Consider the following 17,478-nt stretch of genomic DNA (forward strand, 5'->3'; position numbering starts at 1 on the left):
TGACTGAACAAACGATGATATAAATAAACAACTGCTACCTAAAGCATGGTTGTGAAAAAATCCTTTCACTTGTTTTCCTTTAAAAATCTATTCTTGTAACTTTTCAAAAGTCTGTGGGTACAATTTCTGTAAAGAAAGAGGGAATGATGTTAGAAATTGCAAGCATATAAATTGGCACAAAAGAAGGACTAGTAGGGTCGTCATCATATATTAAATACAAGATCAAAAAAACAGCTATTATCGTTGAACAAATCAACCTAAAATACCTTATAGTCGATTGCCGTTTTTTTTCTTGGAAATAAGGATGTTTCTTTTCAAAAATGTATAAACATCCAGCGTAAGCAGCAGATGTAGCAAAAATGGTAACAACCATTATTGAATACCTTGCTTTTACAAAATAAAGAACAAGAAACATACTAACAAAAAATCCTAACCACCAAAATAAACGATAAAAACCATATTTCCAATCGATCATAAAAACATCTTTCTCCCATCTTTAATTAAAATTTTACCTTATAAAATGACGAGCTTAATAACACGTAGCTCATTTGCGCCTTTCTTGGCGAATAATTAAGGAAAAAAAGGTCATAAGAAATGCAGCAAAAATTGAAATTATTAAAAGTAAAAAAGCTGAAGAATAGTCTACATAACTGTTATCTAAAAAGGATGTTGCCGTAAAATAGCCAAAAGAAACCACCAAAAAAATTAAAAATTGATAAAATAAATTCCACTTGGTAAAAGATAAGCTATAAGGAATAAGGTATATAGCTACAATAAAGATAAAATTCTGAAAGTTAGCCAAAATCGATTGCTGGTAAATGAGATTGGTGATTATTTGTATCGCACATAATATCAAAACAAGTCCGATCCCTTTAACAATTGGAGAATAATTATGACGTTTCATATGAGCTCCTTTCGCATCGCTAAAGTTTAAACTTACAACAAATGTAAATAAATACTCTGCTTGTTTTCCCTCCAACTTACCATAATTCTTTTTTATTCACAACTTTTTTTAGGTAAATAAGCTTTTTTGCTTACTGGTTCTTTATTCTAAGTGTAAGTTTTACTGAGTTTTCCTAGTAGACAAGTAAATAACAGATAATGGAGAAAAGTTCAACATTCTTTTATTCGAAAACGAAAACAAGAGCCCCTCTCTACTTTGTAGCTTTGCTAATAATTATTTTTGAAGTATAATAATACTGTCGTTAAATAAAAGAAGTTTATATAATCAAAGACAAGAAAACGGAGTTATGCCTTATGAAAAAAACTAAAAAAATCAATAATAGAGATTTGGATGTTTTAGAAGTGCTTTGGAGCTGCAAGGAAGCTTTAACTGCAAATGATATTGCTGATATCAGCGATATCAGCAAAAATACCGTATTACCTGTATTAAAAAATTTATTAAATCAGGGGTATATTAAAGTGGACGAGGTAGTACTTACTGGAAAAACATTAACAAGAAAGTATCTACCTGCAGTTGATAAAGAGGAATTTATTTTAAAACACTATGATATAAATATTGATAATCTTTTAAACCATTTTTTGTCAAAAGAAGATGATCCAGAAGTAATTCCAAAAATTGAAGGTCTAATTAACAAAAAAAAGAATGATCTAAAGAATGAGGACAACAAATGATTTTATCTTATTCTTCTGTGATTGCCACCTTTATCCAGTGTTTATTAATATTGCTTCTTGTGCAATTGTTATTAAATTTCGAAAATAAAAAAACGGCAATCACACCGCAGTTTATATATATAATGGGCTTATTATTTTTCGTTCGGTTGTTTCTTCCAGTCGAGTTTGGCATCTCTTTAACAATCGCTTCCACTAAGATCATGCCCGCAGTTTTTAATACGTTACATTTCCAATTATTCACAATCAATCATTTCGCTGTCACTGTGGGAGAGTTGTTAATTACAATCGGGGTGTTAGGCGCTGGCTATAAATTCATGCAGTTTATAAAAAAGAATATCATTCTACACCGTTATATTCGTTCTAAAAAGGAAGAAAAACAACGTTTGAAAATGCCAAACACCAAAAATTTCACGTTTTCCTATGTTCAAACAGCACAGGTTAACTCTCCAGCTATTTATGGGATCAAAAATCCAATTATTTTTTTACCTAATAATATAGAGTTTTCTGATAAAGAATTTAATTACATCGCTTTTCATGAACTTACCCATTACCAAAAAGGAGACACACTATTAACGTTTTTATTAGAACTACTCACTTGTTTTTATTGGTGGAACCCATTGTTAATTGTTTTTAAGAAACAAATGGATAAAATAATAGAACTTCGCGTAGACAATGAGTTACTCAAAGTATTTACTCCTGATCAATGTATTGAATATATGGAATGCCTATTGAAAGTCAAAAAAGAGCAACATAAAAAGCCTAAGTCTCTCCTTGCTATGCCTCATTTTTTTAACAAAAACATCTTTGAATTAAGAGCCAATAAAATACTTAATTTTAGCCCTATAAAAACAACAAATAAGTTCATTTGTTTAGTAACTATTCTTTTATCTTTTGGTTCATTATTTTTTATTATTGAGCCCAAATCTGTTGATAGCCAAACACAAGCAACCACATTTGAAATCGAAGAAAAAAAGACAAGGAAGAAAACTTTCTAATCAAGCAAGCAGATGGCACCTTTGATCTGTACATGGATAATGAATTTACTGGAACTATTAATGATATTGATGAATTTCCCGATGCTGACAAACTAAATATTTATTATCCCGATGAAGTTGAACATTAATATTATAAAGGAGATCTTTTTATGAAGAAGAAATTTTTTTTAATCGCAGTGATTAGTTGCTTTATTTTTCAACCTGTTGAAACTTTCGCTACTACAAATGCCCTCTCGCCAACTTATGGAGACCAGTTTCATGAGGATGACGTTTTGCCTTTACAAGATATTATAAAGTGGCGATACAAGTCCAAAAATGGCAAAATTTATAAACGCCAATACAATTATTCAAAGGAAAAATGGATTGGCAAGTGGCAGTTAGTATAAAATAATATTGAAAGTAGTTTACGAAACAAAAGCAGTTAGCATAAACCACTAGCTGCTTTTATTTCAACCATATACAGATCGGACAAAACATCGTTAATCATGACTCTTCAAGTTTTTCTTTAGGCACCCAGACGGAAATAGACCCGGCACCGACTGAAAAAACAGCGGAGCCATCTTCATTAATTATTACTTCTTCATCGCGGTATCCTATAACGTCAATATAAGTTTCACCGGCATGAAGACTCCCGACATTCATTTCTTTTTCGTTTTCGTCACCACTAGAAATAACCACAGCACATCCCACAGGATGCTCATCGTCTCCACTTCGCGTAAAACCAATACATTTTTCATCGTCCAAATATCTCGCTGTTTCTCCATAGGCAAACTGTTTACGGAGATAAAGCAATTTATCTATCAACTCTTGATGACCCTCATAATCGACATCTACTGAAGAATAACCATAATAATCTGGATAGTACAAGCAAGGATAACCATAAGAGCTGAGTAAAATGATGCCGTAAGCTAATGGTTTAAACCAGGGTTCTACAAAAGATTCTAAAGACTGACCAGGCTGTGAATCATGATTGTCTACAAACGTTACTGCATACTTAGCGTCATCGCGATATAAAGTGCCATCAAATAATTTTGCTAGGTCATAATTTTGGGCATCAACCGATGCTTCATGTAGAGCATAGTGAAAACGCACATCCATCATAGAAAAATCAAAATCCTGACTTTCTAAATATCGTTTCAATATTTCCGGGTCTTGTTCCCAATATTCTGCAACAAAAAAGAAATCTTCGCCAAATTCTTCGCGAACATACCTTACTAATTCATCAACCATTGAACTTTTAATATGTTTTACTGCATCTAAACGGATGCCGTCAATACCTGTTTCATTAATAAACCAATTTAACCATTGCTTGGTTTCTTCAACAACTTCTTCGTGACCATAATCAATATCAGCGAACATTAAATAATCGAAATTTCCAAATTCATTGGATACTTCTTTATTGTCAGCCCAACCTTTACCTTCGCCTACGATTTGAAAAATACCCTCTGTATCTGTTTTCTCATCTCTGGAAACGCCTGAAAAATGGTACCAATGCCATTCAAAATCTGAGTATTTCCCATCTCTGCCTGGAAAATAAAAATGTGTCCAGCCTTCAATCTCATGTTCTTCACTAATTGTTTTTTGGCGATCATTTTCATCGACTTGAATCGCTTGAAACATTTCTGTCTTATCAGCAGCAGCTTTATGGTTTAAAACAACATCTGCATATACTTGGATACCATGCCCATGTAGAGCATCAATTGCTTCATGCAGTTCTTCTTTTGTTCCATATTTCGTGCGGACAGTCCCTTTTTGGTCGAATTCACCTAAGTCGTATAAATCATAAACGCCATAACCAACGTCCTCTTGACCTGTTCCTTTGAAACAAGGCGGAATCCAAACGGCCGTAATCCCTATTTCACTAAGATGTTTGGCATCATCACGTAATCGTTGCCAGTGTTTGCCATCATTTGGTAAATCCCATTCAAAATATTGCATCATTAACCCGTTTAATCCCATGAGTATCTCCATTCTTATGTATTTTCTATTTTTATAAGCTCGCTTGGTTAAAGGCATCATACTATAGGCAGCAAGTTATCAGAAGAAAGATGCTCTGGCATTATTGGTTTCTTAATGTATCCTTTCACCGCAGTAAGAAGATAAAAATTGATCGATATGTTTTGCTTGGTTGCAGTTAAAGCAATCGTACGTTTAAAGCCTTCAATGGGGAGAAAAAAAGAATTTGAACACATGACTGCTAGTGGACAGTTCGGTAATATTGCAATAGCAATTGATCTATAAAAAAGATCTTGAATGTGTCATTTTAGTCTGGTAGCTTGTATTGATATTTGTAACAAATGATAATTTTTCTATAGTGAAAATTAGGGACTAACGATCAACATAACCATCATTTAATCTGATTGCTGACCTGCTGCGATTAAATACACTCCGCGCCAGTTTTCTAAAACGGCGTCAGCTATTGCCATCGCAAAGTCAGCATAACTTATCGATTTTGTTAAAAAAATTTCTTCATTTTCCATAGAATTAAATTTTTGATAATCCCCTAATCTCTTACCATCTGGTATAAAAGCTGGTGGCGGAATGAGATATGTCCAAGGATCTTTAAATGAATTTTCTTCCAAATAATCTCTTAATTTATGATGAGCTATACCTCTTGGCAATGTTTTTCTTGGGAAATTTTGATCTTCCCAAAATCTTTTTCCATTTGCTTTTTTTAAAGACCCCGCTCCTCCCACAATGATCATAGAAACTTCGTCTTGGTTAGCAATTGCTTGACGAATTTTCCTGTCCATATCAACAAGCGAAGTTTCTGGTATATCTCCTCTTAAGCGAATCGCTTGAACAACTACATCTACGTTGTTCAGCGCTTTAGTTAAACAAGCACTGTCCTCTACATCTATAACAGCGGTTTTAATTGAAGAATCCAAGTTGGATAGCCGAGAAATATCTTCTGATTTTCTTAACCCGGCAATTACTTGGATCGAAGGTCTATTTGCCAATTCTTTTAAAACTAACTGTCCCGTTTTTCCTGTTGCTCCTAAAACCAATACTCTTTTCATATATTGTGTCCTCCCCATCCCTACCGTTTATTGGTTTGCTTTTGTTGTTAAATGAAACAGTTAGCAATTGTAAATTACTTACAATAAAGGTAAGTAAGTTGTTTTCATTGTAGCTTTGTTCCTTTTGTAAGTCAACAAAAATTTGTAGCTTAGTTTCTTTTGTTGTAAAATAGTTACAATGAAAGAAAATTAATCACCAAAGGAGATATGATAATGGATCAAAAAAAGGATGATATTTCAGCTCTTTTAGATTTTGATTTATTAAAACGACTAGTTGTTGGTATTGGCGAAGTTTCAAGAATTACAGGAATCCCTACTAGAAAAATTCGTTATTGGGAAGAAAAAGGCGCCATTCAGTCTGAAAACGAGCAAGAAGGTTCCACTCGACGTTATGACTATCTCAATGTAAAGAAAATGCTATTGATTCAAGAAATGTTAGATGAAGGTTTTACCTTGGATTCTGCTATCGAAAAAGTTGAAAAACGCATGGTTACTCTCGATGAAGCCTTTAAAAAATTAGCAGACACACTGGAAGACGACAAATGAATTTTAATAAATAATAAAAATCTACTTTTTATTTCTACGTGAGTATAAGAAGGAAAATTCTTATTTGTAGGCAGCCATTCATTTGGTTGCTTTTTTATTGAAAATAATATAAATAAATCAAGCTTATTTAGTAGTTTGGAAAGTGGGAGTTATGCTATCATAAGCAAGGTTTAAATTGTACCTTCTGATGAATTGTACTAATTTATTATATTTTAAAAATGAAAGGAGCGCGGCAATGATTAAATTTGTTAATAAACATTATAAAAACATCGTTCTTTGTTTGATAGGAACGTTGATCAATGCACTTGGAGTAAATTGTTTTTTACTTGGATCAAATCTCGGGGATGGAGGCACTGTAGGGATATCGCTTGCCTTAAAATATACGCTTGGTCTATCACCCGCGCTAACATCTTTAATCATAAATACACTCGTTGTTTTTATCGGTTGGAAATTTTTAAGTAAAACAACGGCCATTTACACAGTGATTGCTAATACATCGCTTTCCTTCTTTTTAAATTTAACGGAAAATATTAATCTAGGCGTAAATGATTTTGTGATAAACGCTGTGTTTGGAGGAGCTGTCATAGGAATTGGCGCTGGTTTAGTTATCTCAACGGGTAGCACTCTTGGAGGGTCTTCTGTCATTGCTAAAGTCATCAATAAATATACGGATATGAAAACGTCTCAAGGAATTTTTATATTAGATGGTTTAATTGTTCTTTCTTTTCTCTTAGTACTTCCCATAACGAACGTTTTATTTACTCTTATTATGTTATTTGTCACAGAGAGAGCGACATCCTTTATAATCGAAGGATTTAATCCCAAAAAAGCTGTCACAATTATATCTAGTAAGAATGAAATCATTAGCAACAAAATTAATGATTTTACTGGGAGAGGTTCGACGCTATTAACAGGCAATGGTGGTTATAGTAAAAGCGAAAAAACGATGCTTTATGTGGTGGTGCCACAATCTCAAGTCACTAGAATAAAAAAGCTGGTAAATAAAGAAGATGAAAATGCATTTCTTGCAATACATGATGTTAGAGATGTCTTAGGAAGTGGATTTATAAATATCAATTAAAAAAGTTAAGTCAGTTAGACAGGTTTGTCTAGCTGACTTTTTGCTATGGTTTGAAAAGCTTTATTTTGCTCCTAGTATTTCTTCTTTGGTGTGAATAAGTTCTGTTAGAAAAGTACAATAAGGAGTAGAAATTTGATATTGCTTTCCTTTTCTAACAATCACGCCATTAATATAATCGATTTCGGTCAGACGATTATTAACAATCAGATCTTGGTGCATCGATGGATAGTGCAGTCCAATCGTTTCTGGATTAAAGCTTGATTTAATTTGTGCTAAAACTTCGTCTTTGTTCAAAGTTATCTCTTGAGCATCTGCAATGGCAATAAATTCATCAACAATTTGTTCCACGATAGCATCGGCATAGGTCGTTTTCCCAAAGTCAGCTATATTACAACCTAAAAGTGTACATAAGCCATTGACTGCTCCGTTCACACAAGCTTTTTTGTAAATAGAAGATAAGATATTCGATGAATCATTCGCATTTAACCCTGCTTGGTTCAATACCTCTACCACTTCATTAGCAACATTTTCTTGACCTGCGCCTAAGTTTTGCAAATCAATCGAACCATCGCCAAATAATTTTACCTTACCTGGTCCTTCCATATCCGATGTCCACATAGTATTTCCTAACAAAATATTGTTATAAGGCACATAATTTTTTATGATATCTTCGTGACCAATGCCATTTAACAGGCACAGTACCTTTGTTTCTTCATGTAAAAGACTACTGATGGATTGCAACATATTGTCTAACTGCATCGCTTTGGTAAATAAAATCACTAAATCGGCGGAAAAATCGATCGTAGAAACTTCATTTTGGTTATAAATAGGGATTCTTTCTACAACTTCTTCCCCGTTAAAATTTGCTTTTAAACCATTTTTATTAATGGCGTCAATATGTTCTTGCCAGCCATCAACTAAAATGACTTCATTATCTGCTCGGTGTAACATTAAGCCAAAACGACTGCCCATCGCTCCCGCTCCTGCTATGATAATTTTCATGTTATGCACTCCTAATATTTATTTATTCTCATCAATTTTATTATACTACACTACCAAATTTTTTACGGTATGACACTGCTTATGCTACACTTTTATTATAAGAAAATAAATGGAGGAATAACAATGAAACAAGAACAATTAATACTAAAAGAACGACCGAATGGTTTACCGGATGATAATACTTTTCAATATAAAGAAGTAGATACCCCTGAACCTGGACAAGATGAAATCTTGGTAAAAACATTATATCTATCGGTTGACCCGTATATGCGTGGTAGAATGTCAGATGCTCCTTCTTATTCAGCGCCATTTGAAGTTGGCAAGCCTTTGAATGGCAGTACAGTCAGCCAAGTAATTCGCTCAAATAGCGACAAATTTTCAGAGGGCGACCTCGTTACAGCGATGCTTGATTTTCAAGAGTATAACGTAGCCAAAGCCAGTGACGTACGTAAAGTACAAACAAACGGTTTAAAACCTAGTAATGCCTTAAGTGTGTTAGGAATGCCAGCTTTAACGGCTTACTTTGGCATGATGCACATTGGTGAACCCAAAAAAGACGAAACCGTCGTGGTATCTGGCGCAGCAGGTGCTGTTGGACAGGTAGCTGGTCAATTAGCCAAAAGCGCAGGTGCTCGTGTTGTTGGCATTGTTGGTTCGGAGAAAAAAGCCAAATATATTACTGAAACGCTAGGCTATGATGCAGCGGTTGAATATAAAAAAGGCAATGTCAGTGACCAACTCAAAGAAACTTGTCCTGATGGCATTGATGTTTACTACGAAAATGTTGGCGGAGAAATCTCTGAAGCTGTGTGGCCACTACTTAATGTCTTTGCAAGAATCCCGGTCTGTGGCGCAATTTCTTCTTATAACCTTAAAGAAGGCGAAGAAGATATCGGCTTGCGTATGCAACGTTTCTTAATTAATTCCCGAGCAAAAATGCAAGGCTTACTGGTTGGCGATTTTGCTGATTCCTTTGACGAAGCCTATGACGCATTAGAAAAAGGAGTAGCTAACGGCGAATTAAAATTTGAAGAAACGATTTATGACGGCTTCCATAAAACGCCGGATGCCTTTTTAGGTCTGTTTAGCGGCGAAAATATCGGTAAGCAAATCGTGAAAGTAGCTGAAGAAGAATAACAAATACATGAAGGAGAAGGTTGTTAGTGTATTAACAGCCTTCTCCTTTTTATTATAATAATTTTGTGTTATATTTAAATTTGCTTATTCCACTTAAAACATTTCGGGGCCTTAGTATAATGGGATTACGTTTGGCTGGCAGCCAAATAATACGAGTTCGATCCTCGTAGGCTCCATAATTAAAAACACGCGTACTTATTCTAATTACAGTTTAAGTACGCGTGTTTTAAATATTTTATTCCTTAATCTTTAAATGTAAGTTCCAGACGAGGAAGAAGGTTCTTTAAAGTGAATAGAAGCCTTTCCATTTCTTGTGTTATACTATATGGGACAGTAAAAGTTTGTGGCGGTGGCTATCTTTTTGAAAGGTGGTGGTGCTTATGCAAATAAGTGCTAAAGTCTGTAGAAAGGAGCAGCCTTTTGTCTGTAGCTGAAGCATTAGGACTAATGATTGGTTTCGGTTCTTTAATCGCGACTTTAATCTTTGGCATCCTAGCAGCAGTAAAAAATGACAAGAAATAACCGTCAACTTTAGCCAGAGGACGATTATTTCAAATAAATAATTCAATTTGGTCACCGACTTAAACGGTGCTGTCAATGAGGGGTTGTTTGTAGCAATCCCTCTTTCCTTATATAAGGAAGTATAGCATACAAAAGCGGATTCTTCAATTTTTATTTATCCTGAATCTTTTGCGCTGCTTCATTTTTTTCGTAAAAAAGAAATAAAAAGAAGAAAACCCACGTTTTTTCCTATTTTAATAAGGAAAAATAAACGTTTTCTTTTTTTCTTGAACAGTCTTTCTTTAAAAAAGAGCGCACGAAAGACACGGGTAAAAATACACCGTGTTTTTTTATGATGGCGAGAGTTACGCCGCGGGTCGTTTTTCTTGGGCTAAGGCGCGTTTTTTCTTCGCTAACATCAAGCAAAATGTGGTGGTCACGTGCAATTTCATTTTCGCTAAGCCCCGTACCCGGTGATCTTCAAAGAGATAATCGCGGTCGATACGACCGTTGACCCGTTCCACGGCGGAGCGCTCGTTATAATAACGTTGAAATTTTTTCGAATCCCGCCCGATCAAGTTAAAGACCCGTGGATCTTCGGCACGTGGAATCGAAACCCGATGAATCCCCGCCCCATTTTTCGGATGCGTTTCATAACGAAGGGTGTCCGAAGCGGCATGATACCCCTTGTATTGCGCTCGGATAAGCTTTCCTCGATCGCTCACATAATAAACTTCTCCTTTATAAGTATAAACGAAGTCGGTGTCTTGATATTGTCGGGTGCTTTCTCCTTGCCAATGATTCACGATATCGATGATCGGCTTCATCCCTCGATCTTCAATGATCTCGCGTAATTTTCCTCCGTCATAGCCTTTATCTGCGGATAAATGGTCGCAACGTTCCGCCAGCCAGGAAGGCATTTGGGCCACCATTTCCTTAGCCACCGTTTTTTCCCCATTCGCCGCGGGTGTTACTCGAAATAAAAGGGGCAACTCATATCTGGCATCGGCGATTAGATGCACGCGATAACCATAAAACCAAGCGGATTTTGTTTGGATTTTCCCTTCTTTCGTCGTAGAGGTATAAGTCTTTTGGGTATAATTGGCATCGTGATCTCGACGCCCTCGCATTTTTTCTTTTTTGGCGGTCTTTGGGCATAGGCTTCAATAATTTTGCCATCCAAAGCTAAGCTTTCGCCGAGGTCGGAGAGCGCTTCTTGTAGCTCCTCGGTCATATGGGCAAATAGGGCGTCGAGCAGGTCTTGAACATCGATCAGTCGCCTTTGAAATCGTGTGAAAGCTGAAGGACTAGGAGCTAAACTTTTGTGGCCGTTTTTTCGATTGTAGCGTGGTTCAAGATGACAAGCATGACGTAAAAAAGGATTCCGCTCAAGTTCATTGATTAACTCCGTGGGCCCTTGATGATGGAAGACAAACATCGCAATCCAGCAGCGAAACATCGCTTCGTTCGGCCAATCATCGCGACCGCTCGCACGTCGGTCATCTAATTCCTGGATCAAGTGCTGGTAAGGGATCTGATTTAATAGAGCTTCAAACTCTTGAAGCGGTCCGCAATCAAAATCTTCAAATAAGTTGATATTGTATGGTACAATAGTTTCAGAATTCATAAGAAAAGCCTCCTATTTAGTTTTGTCGTTACTACTATTATAGTGGAAATCGCTCGATTTGTCGGCTTTTCTTATGATTCTTTTTTCTATTTTCATTTATACCGTGAAATTCTAAAAAAATAGAAATCGGAAAGGCCAAATCCTCATTTCATAGGGTTTTACCTTCCGATTTCTTTTTTATTACAATCGTTAATCCTTGTAAGACAAGGACTTTCAACATCGCGATTTATTCATCCTTGCTAGACAACTCAAGGTTACTGGGCAAAGACAGCGAAAAAAATGCTGAACGGCTCCTGTTTTAGTAAGTTGAAAATGATCTTCTTGTTTTTCAGACAAAATTTTCCAATTTCTTTCTCCATGATTGGATTCTCGGATAAGGTTTTCCTAAACTATTGTCCGTTATCCCGTTTTCGGACAATAAATTGTCGAACTTTTATTCGTTAACTGCTATTAAAGAGCACTTAACGACCATTTTGCTTGTTTTTCAGACAAAACTTTTCCATTTCTTTCTCCATGTTTGGATTCTCGGATAAGATTTTTCTAAACTTTTGTCCATCTTTTCGTTTTTGGATAAAGGATTATCAAACTTTTGTCCGTTATCAGTTATTTACTTGTCCACTAGGGAGCTTTAATAAAATTTACACTTAGCCCTGACATATAAAGCAATTTATAAAAATTTTTCTAGCGCTTCAAATTCCACTCTATTTATTGAGATAAATTAAAATATAGGACTACTCCAAAAGAAGCAACTACATTATTTTACGTAGTTGCTTTTTTATTAGGCAGTTTTAAAGTTTAAAAAACCTATACTATATAAACACCACCCCTTTTTTGCATTGTAAGACTTTTGTAAGGTTTACGAAAAAGATTTGAAAGTTTCTCTTATTAAGATAAGTACCATAATCAACTAAAGGATGGAGGTATATCTTTGAAGAAACTTTTAATCGGATTGATCCTGCTTGCTGTTTTCGCTTTTGGCGGACTAAGAGTCGCTGATTCTATCGTAAAAAGCGGCGATGATTACTACGTGGAAATTACCAACAAAGGGCATAAGAAAAAGGAAGAAAGTGACAACGGAGCTCCCATAATCTCTTATGATTACACATTAACTGGTTTTGATGAAACGGGGCAAGAAAAAGAAATGAACTTTACCGCTTTTAAAGAACGACCTTTGATAGCAGGCGCCTATTTAAAAGTGACCTGGAATCAGAAAAGAGGCGTCACTTCTTATAAGCAAGTCAAAGAAAGTGACATACCAGATAAGGCTAAAGAAAAATTAATTGGAGGAAATTGATATGGAAAAAATTGTAGAAGCTCAAAATGTAAAAAAAGTTTACGGCAAAGAACAAGGAGAACAAACTGAAGCGTTAAAAAAACTTTCTTTTGCTGTAGAAAAAGGCGAATTTATCGGTATTATGGGTCCTTCCGGTTCCGGAAAATCAACCTTATTAAATTTACTAGCAACGCTTGATAACCCAACGGATGGCACGATCACAATCAACGGAAATGATGTCACAAAATTAAAGGGCAATCAAGTAGCCGACTTTCGTAGCAAACAAATAGGTTTTATTTTTCAAGAGTTTAATTTATTGGAAAACTTAACCGCTTCTGAAAATATCGCAGTACCGCTTTCGCTTCAAGGTGTAAAGCCAAAGGAAATTAAAAGTCGAGTAAAACAAATAGCACAGCGTTTATCCATCGATTCCATTTTAAAAAAATATCCAGCCGAGATTTCCGGTGGTCAAAAACAGCGTGTCGCAGCTGCCCGTGCTTTAGTTACTCAACCTGCTATTTTATTAGGAGATGAACCAACGGGTGCACTTGATTCGCAAAGTTCACGCGATTTGTTAGATACCATGAAAGAATTAAATCAAAACGACCAGATTTCAATTTTACTTGTAACGCATGATCCTTTCTCTGCTAGTTATTGTCAACGAATTTTGTTTATCCAAGATGGCATGCTCCAACAAGAAGTAAAACGAGAAGATCAGAGTCGGGAAAGCTTTTATAAACAAATACTAACCATTTTAGGTACATTAGAACAATAGGAGGTGGACAAAAATGCTTTTAAAATTATCACTAACCGGGCTTAAGGGACGTTGGCGTGATTACGCAGTCTTATTTTCTGGGCTGACGATTGCCGCTGGGATATTTTACATGTTTCAATCGATGGCCAGTAACGATGACTTTCTAACAAATAATTCGACTGTTGCCATGACGGGCATGATTTTCCAATTAGGCTCTGTTTTGCTGGCCATTATCACCTTAGTTTATATCTTATACGCGAATTCGTTTTTAATGAGTATGCGGCAAAAAGACTATGCGATGTTTATGATGTTAGGCGCGAAACAGCGCAAAATCGGACTTCTGATCTTTATTGAAACATTTACGATTGGACTTTTGGCTACGCTTCTAGGTTCCGCGATAGGCATAGGGTTAACATCTATTGTAAGTCAATTGTTAACCAATCAATTAGATATTCAGGTAACCCATTTTTCACCTTTTAACCCTAAAGCGTTACTGATTACATTAATCTTCTTTACAATACTGTTTTTATTGGCGGCCACTATCAATGCCTCTTCTATTGTTAGAAAACCAATTTTGTCTTTATTAAAAGCAAATGAAACGCCAGCGAAATCTCGACGCAAACCAATTATGCTATTATTAGAAGCCATCGGCGGCATCCTTTTACTAGCGGTTGGCTATTATATGATGGATAATGTCGCTACTTTTGCTTTATTAGCACTAGTTGTTGCCCTAATCACGATTGTATTAGGAACCTATTTCGTTTTCCATTCAGTCATGATTTTTATTTTAAATCTGCTGAAACGTTCGGATCGCTTAAGGTTAAAAAAATTAAATAACTTCACACTGTCTCAGTTAAGTTTTCGTATCCAAGACTACACGAAAATGCTTTCCATGGTAGCAATGATTTTTGCTTTAGCGTTAGGCGCACTGACAGTTGGACTAGGTTTTCGCAATGAGATCCCTAAAATGACAGACCAAGCATCAACTTATGACTTGTTTTTAAATAACGCCCAAGATGCCGATCAAAAACAAGTGGAGGGCTTAAATCCAACCTTAAATGTTAGCTACCAAATAAAAGAAGATGAAGATACGGTCTACTTTAACCAAGAACAATTTGATAGCGAACCTTTAAACGCGATTTATTATGATACTACGCCGCAAAAAACCACTTATTCTGGTGAACAACTAGCCAATGATGAAGCAAAAATGGACAATTTACGCGTTTTATTGTTACCTGAACAACGGGAAAAAGAATTGGCGATGTTGCCAGAAGATCAATTTGCAGGACTTAACCATCAAACAAGCAGTTTACAAGTCGTTCAAGTAAACGACTTTATGACTCAAAAAGATGCGATCAAAAAAATTGTTGACGAAAATGTGCAGCAAAATCCTTCTTTAACACAAGACCAATTGGCGATGAACCAAAAGTATGATATTTATACAATCTTCAACGAAACATTTTCCGGCTTCGAATTCATGGGATTTTTCCTCGGGATCGCTTTTTTGACAATGCTTGCCAGTTGCTTAATGTTTAAGATCCTATCAGGTGCAGCAAGTGACGTCGCTCGTTACGATATGTTAAATAAGATCGGTACCCGAATGAGTCTGCTAAAAAAATCAATTAGACGTGAAATTGCTGTATTATTTTTAGCTCCAGGAGTTTTAGGTGCTATTCATGTGTTGTTTGGACTCAAAATGTTTACCGGTTTGCTTAGCGAACCTTATACTGGAATCTGGCTACCTTTTCTCATTTTCTTTGTCTTATATTTTCTCTATTATTTACTGACTATCTGGTTGTATACAGATATCGTTTTAAAAAAGAATAAATAATTGTTGGTTTAGGACAACGAAAAAAGCTCCCTTTAAAGGGGCTTTTTTCGTTTGCTAACCAATGTAGGCTGTAGTCTTATTAATAGACAAATATTTAAGTTTTGTTTATGATAAAAATAAGCCCTAATCAATAGCATCACTCTAAAAATATATATTACTATCACCGTTAAATAGCTTATTGGCATTAAGAAAACTAGTAGGTTAGTAAACTTCATCAGTAAACAAGTGCAGCACAACTTACCGCACAACAAGTAATCCACTCTATATAACATAACATGGCAACGATATTTGAACGCGCTAACAATTCCAACTCAAGAGAGGTGGTGAAGTTTATGAATTTAACATACCTTTTTATTATCACAATAGCTGTTATTGTACTTATCTTTGGTTTTATTAATATATTTTCGCCTAAAACAGGCTGGTGGCTAGAATTAGGTTGGCGGATAAAAGATGCTGAACCCTCCAATTCTGCTTTAATTATGAATCGTGTAAGCGGCGTTTTCATGATTATTATTGCTAGTATAATAATATACAAAATTATTCAGCTAATGTAGTGAATAAATATAGCCAAAAGCTCATTGCCAACGTAATTAGCAATGAGCTTTTTTTACTGGCTCTTTGTCAACTGGTGTTGGTAAAGAAAACTCGATAAATAAAGGAAGCAGTTAGGCGCTATGGTCTAGCTGCTTTTTTTAGTTTGTATAGGTAAGGGTCCGGGTTGGAAATACTTTCCTCGGTATAAAAAGATCCGTTGCCGAAAGTTCTCAAAGCTATGGAAACCATAAGCGACTCGTTTTAGGACTTTAATATGATTATTTAAACCTTCTAAAGGACCATTAGAGTAAGGCACCGTTAAAGCCAGCCGGATCTCTTGTCGATACTTGCGAAAGGTCTTGACTACGGGCTGAAACGGGTCAGGAAGCTGAGACAAATCGGTTTTTAATAATTGATCCAAACGTTCGATATCTTGCTTATGAAATGCAGAAAGGAACGATTGATAGATTTTATAGCCTTGTCTAAGCGTGGAATGATAACTTAATAAGCGGTCGACAATCTCTTGCTCGGTTAAATGATCCCGAAAACTAGGCCGCCAATATCGTTTTTTGTAATCCAGTGCCCAAGCTTTTTTCTGTAGAAGTTTCCAATATTTTTTGAGGTGCTTATATTCTTTTTGCCGACGGTTAAAGGTGTTCATCACTTGTTTCCGTTGTTGTTGGAAAGCTCGCCCAATATGTTGGCTCATATGGAAACGATCAATGACTAACTGCGCATTAGGAAAAAGGGCTTTAACTAAGGAAGCATACGGACTGTAAAAATCCGAAACGACATAGTGCACCTTGGCTCTTTCCTCTCTAGGATAACGAGCGAAAAAGGCTTCTAAATGAGGCAGTTGTCGATTAGCGACAATCTCTAAGAGTTGCCGCGTTTTCCCATTCATCATAATAAAACTCATGGCACCAGAAACTCGTTTGACCGATTGAAATTCATCAAAACAAAGTACTTCCGGTAAGGAAGTATTGGGGGTTAGCTGTTTAGGTTGAAAACTATGCAGCACACGTAAAACTGTCGTCGGCGAAACATGCTTCAACCGGGCGACCATTGACATCGACAAGGGTTGAGCTAATTTTTCTGCAATGGCGAGTTTGACGCGTCGAGCGATCGAACAATGACGGTCCGCGACACTGGTTTCGGCGATAGAAGTTTTCCCGCAAGTTTTACAACGAAAACGTTGTTTCTTCATTTTAAGTAAGGTTTTGTATTCACTCACATCGTTAAGCTGAATCGTCACTTCCTTGAATCCCCATTTCATTAAACAAGCCGTATCTTCTTCGCCACAGTGAAAACAGGCTTGTGGACGATAAGAAAGCTGACCATAAAAGACAAAACAAATGACGCCGTTAATGGCTTCTTTTTGGAAACAATCTTCTTCAAAAGTCAGATTTAAGTCTAGGATATCTAGGATTTCTTTAGTATAATGAGAGATGGACATCTTGAAACACTCCTTTGGATATTTGTTTGGTACCTTTATTCTACGGGTTTTCAAGGTGTCTGTTTTCTATTTTGCTCAGAAAATAT

The 17,478-nt window shown here is 35.9% G+C and carries 20 protein-coding genes and 1 tRNA gene; 13 read left to right on the forward strand and 8 right to left on the reverse strand.

Annotated elements, in window-relative coordinates:
- Positions 1-103 precede the first annotated feature (103 nt).
- The gene (locus C7K43_RS05880; protein WP_124006016.1) at positions 104-475 is read right to left on the reverse strand and encodes a hypothetical protein; all 372 of its coding nucleotides are present in this window, start codon (positions 473-475) and stop codon (positions 104-106) included.
- Between the two features lie 69 nt (positions 476-544).
- A complete protein-coding gene (locus tag C7K43_RS05885; RefSeq protein WP_124006017.1) occupies positions 545-979 on the reverse strand; it encodes a hypothetical protein in 435 nt (144 codons plus the stop codon).
- Positions 980-1,257: 278 nt separating this feature from the next.
- Here C7K43_RS05885 and C7K43_RS05890 point away from each other — a divergent pair, with 278 nt between their 5' ends.
- The 3 genes from C7K43_RS05890 (at position 1,258) to C7K43_RS05900 (ending at position 3,016) form a co-directional block, all read left to right on the forward strand.
- On the forward strand, positions 1,258-1,635 hold the full coding sequence (locus C7K43_RS05890) for a helix-turn-helix domain-containing protein (RefSeq protein WP_124006018.1): 378 nt from the start codon (positions 1,258-1,260) through the stop codon (positions 1,633-1,635).
- Positions 1,632-2,630 (forward strand): M56 family metallopeptidase, encoded by a 999-nt coding sequence (locus C7K43_RS05895; protein WP_124006019.1) that lies wholly within the window; start codon positions 1,632-1,634, stop codon positions 2,628-2,630. Before C7K43_RS05890 ends, C7K43_RS05895 begins: the two co-directional genes overlap by 4 nt.
- A 149-nt stretch (positions 2,631-2,779) precedes the next feature.
- On the forward strand, positions 2,780-3,016 hold the full coding sequence (locus tag C7K43_RS05900) for a hypothetical protein (RefSeq protein ID WP_124006020.1): 237 nt from the start codon (positions 2,780-2,782) through the stop codon (positions 3,014-3,016).
- 97 nt (positions 3,017-3,113) lie between these two features.
- Here C7K43_RS05900 and C7K43_RS05905 read toward each other — a convergent pair whose 3' ends face one another.
- On the reverse strand, positions 3,114-4,589 hold the full coding sequence (locus tag C7K43_RS05905) for an alpha-amylase (protein WP_124006021.1): 1,476 nt from the start codon (positions 4,587-4,589) through the stop codon (positions 3,114-3,116).
- A 147-nt stretch (positions 4,590-4,736) separates the two neighbouring features.
- Between C7K43_RS05905 and C7K43_RS13585 the strand changes: the two genes are divergently transcribed.
- Positions 4,737-4,871, forward strand: a complete 135-nt coding sequence (locus C7K43_RS13585) for a hypothetical protein (protein ID WP_264371086.1) — start codon at positions 4,737-4,739, stop codon at positions 4,869-4,871.
- Positions 4,872-4,981: 110 nt separating this feature from the next.
- On the opposite strand, the gene C7K43_RS05910 is transcribed toward C7K43_RS13585, so the two are convergent.
- Complete coding sequence (locus C7K43_RS05910) at positions 4,982-5,650, reverse strand: NAD(P)-dependent oxidoreductase (RefSeq protein ID WP_124006022.1); 669 nt, start codon at positions 5,648-5,650, stop codon at positions 4,982-4,984.
- A 213-nt stretch (positions 5,651-5,863) separates the two neighbouring features.
- On the opposite strand from C7K43_RS05910, the gene C7K43_RS05915 reads away from it, so the two are divergent.
- The gene (locus tag C7K43_RS05915) at positions 5,864-6,196 is read left to right on the forward strand and encodes a MerR family transcriptional regulator (protein ID WP_124006023.1); all 333 of its coding nucleotides are present in this window, start codon (positions 5,864-5,866) and stop codon (positions 6,194-6,196) included.
- Between the two features lie 235 nt (positions 6,197-6,431).
- Positions 6,432-7,277, forward strand: coding sequence for a YitT family protein (locus tag C7K43_RS05920; protein WP_124006024.1), 846 nt, complete (start codon positions 6,432-6,434; stop codon positions 7,275-7,277).
- A 60-nt stretch (positions 7,278-7,337) separates the two neighbouring features.
- Here C7K43_RS05920 and C7K43_RS05925 read toward each other — a convergent pair whose 3' ends face one another.
- On the reverse strand, positions 7,338-8,279 hold the full coding sequence (locus C7K43_RS05925; protein WP_124006025.1) for a 2-dehydropantoate 2-reductase: 942 nt from the start codon (positions 8,277-8,279) through the stop codon (positions 7,338-7,340).
- A gap of 123 nt (positions 8,280-8,402) precedes the next feature.
- On the opposite strand from C7K43_RS05925, the gene C7K43_RS05930 reads away from it, so the two are divergent.
- From C7K43_RS05930 to C7K43_RS05940, 3 genes are all read left to right on the forward strand, one after another.
- Complete coding sequence (locus C7K43_RS05930; RefSeq protein WP_124006026.1) at positions 8,403-9,416, forward strand: NADP-dependent oxidoreductase; 1,014 nt, start codon at positions 8,403-8,405, stop codon at positions 9,414-9,416.
- A gap of 105 nt (positions 9,417-9,521) precedes the next feature.
- Positions 9,522-9,592: transfer RNA gene (locus C7K43_RS05935), tRNA-Ala, on the forward strand.
- Positions 9,593-9,836: 244 nt separating this feature from the next.
- The gene (locus C7K43_RS05940; protein ID WP_268827430.1) at positions 9,837-9,938 is read left to right on the forward strand and encodes a putative holin-like toxin; all 102 of its coding nucleotides are present in this window, start codon (positions 9,837-9,839) and stop codon (positions 9,936-9,938) included.
- A 344-nt stretch (positions 9,939-10,282) separates the two neighbouring features.
- Here the strand turns inward: C7K43_RS05940 and C7K43_RS05945 are convergent, their stop codons facing one another.
- Both C7K43_RS05945 and C7K43_RS05950 read right to left on the reverse strand, forming a co-directional pair.
- The gene (locus C7K43_RS05945) at positions 10,283-11,047 is read right to left on the reverse strand and encodes a transposase (protein ID WP_124006028.1); all 765 of its coding nucleotides are present in this window, start codon (positions 11,045-11,047) and stop codon (positions 10,283-10,285) included.
- Entirely contained in the window at positions 10,930-11,544 is a 615-nt protein-coding gene (locus C7K43_RS05950; RefSeq protein WP_124006029.1) for a transposase, read from the reverse strand. The genes C7K43_RS05945 and C7K43_RS05950 overlap by 118 nt, the downstream gene beginning before the upstream one ends.
- Positions 11,545-12,472: 928 nt before the next feature.
- On the opposite strand from C7K43_RS05950, the gene C7K43_RS05955 reads away from it, so the two are divergent.
- The 4 genes from C7K43_RS05955 to C7K43_RS05970 all read left to right on the forward strand — a co-directional run bounded on the left by C7K43_RS05955 (position 12,473) and on the right by C7K43_RS05970 (position 15,956).
- Entirely contained in the window at positions 12,473-12,838 is a 366-nt protein-coding gene (locus C7K43_RS05955) for a YxeA family protein (protein ID WP_124006030.1), read from the forward strand.
- 1 nt (position 12,839) lies between these two features.
- Positions 12,840-13,592: an ABC transporter ATP-binding protein gene (locus C7K43_RS05960; RefSeq protein ID WP_124006031.1), complete on the forward strand. Its 753-nt coding sequence runs from the start codon at positions 12,840-12,842 to the stop codon at positions 13,590-13,592.
- A gap of 13 nt (positions 13,593-13,605) precedes the next feature.
- Positions 13,606-15,402 (forward strand): FtsX-like permease family protein, encoded by a 1,797-nt coding sequence (locus C7K43_RS05965; RefSeq protein WP_124006032.1) that lies wholly within the window; start codon positions 13,606-13,608, stop codon positions 15,400-15,402.
- Positions 15,403-15,734: 332 nt separating this feature from the next.
- Positions 15,735-15,956: a DUF6199 family natural product biosynthesis protein gene (locus C7K43_RS05970; protein WP_124006033.1), complete on the forward strand. Its 222-nt coding sequence runs from the start codon at positions 15,735-15,737 to the stop codon at positions 15,954-15,956.
- Between the two features lie 125 nt (positions 15,957-16,081).
- Here the strand turns inward: C7K43_RS05970 and C7K43_RS05975 are convergent, their stop codons facing one another.
- Positions 16,082-17,392 (reverse strand): ISL3 family transposase, encoded by a 1,311-nt coding sequence (locus C7K43_RS05975; RefSeq protein WP_124005169.1) that lies wholly within the window; start codon positions 17,390-17,392, stop codon positions 16,082-16,084.
- Positions 17,393-17,478 lie beyond the last annotated feature (86 nt).

Origin of the sequence: Tetragenococcus koreensis, from assembly GCF_003795145.1 — a bacterium.
Classification (GTDB): domain Bacteria; phylum Bacillota; class Bacilli; order Lactobacillales; family Enterococcaceae; genus Tetragenococcus; species Tetragenococcus koreensis.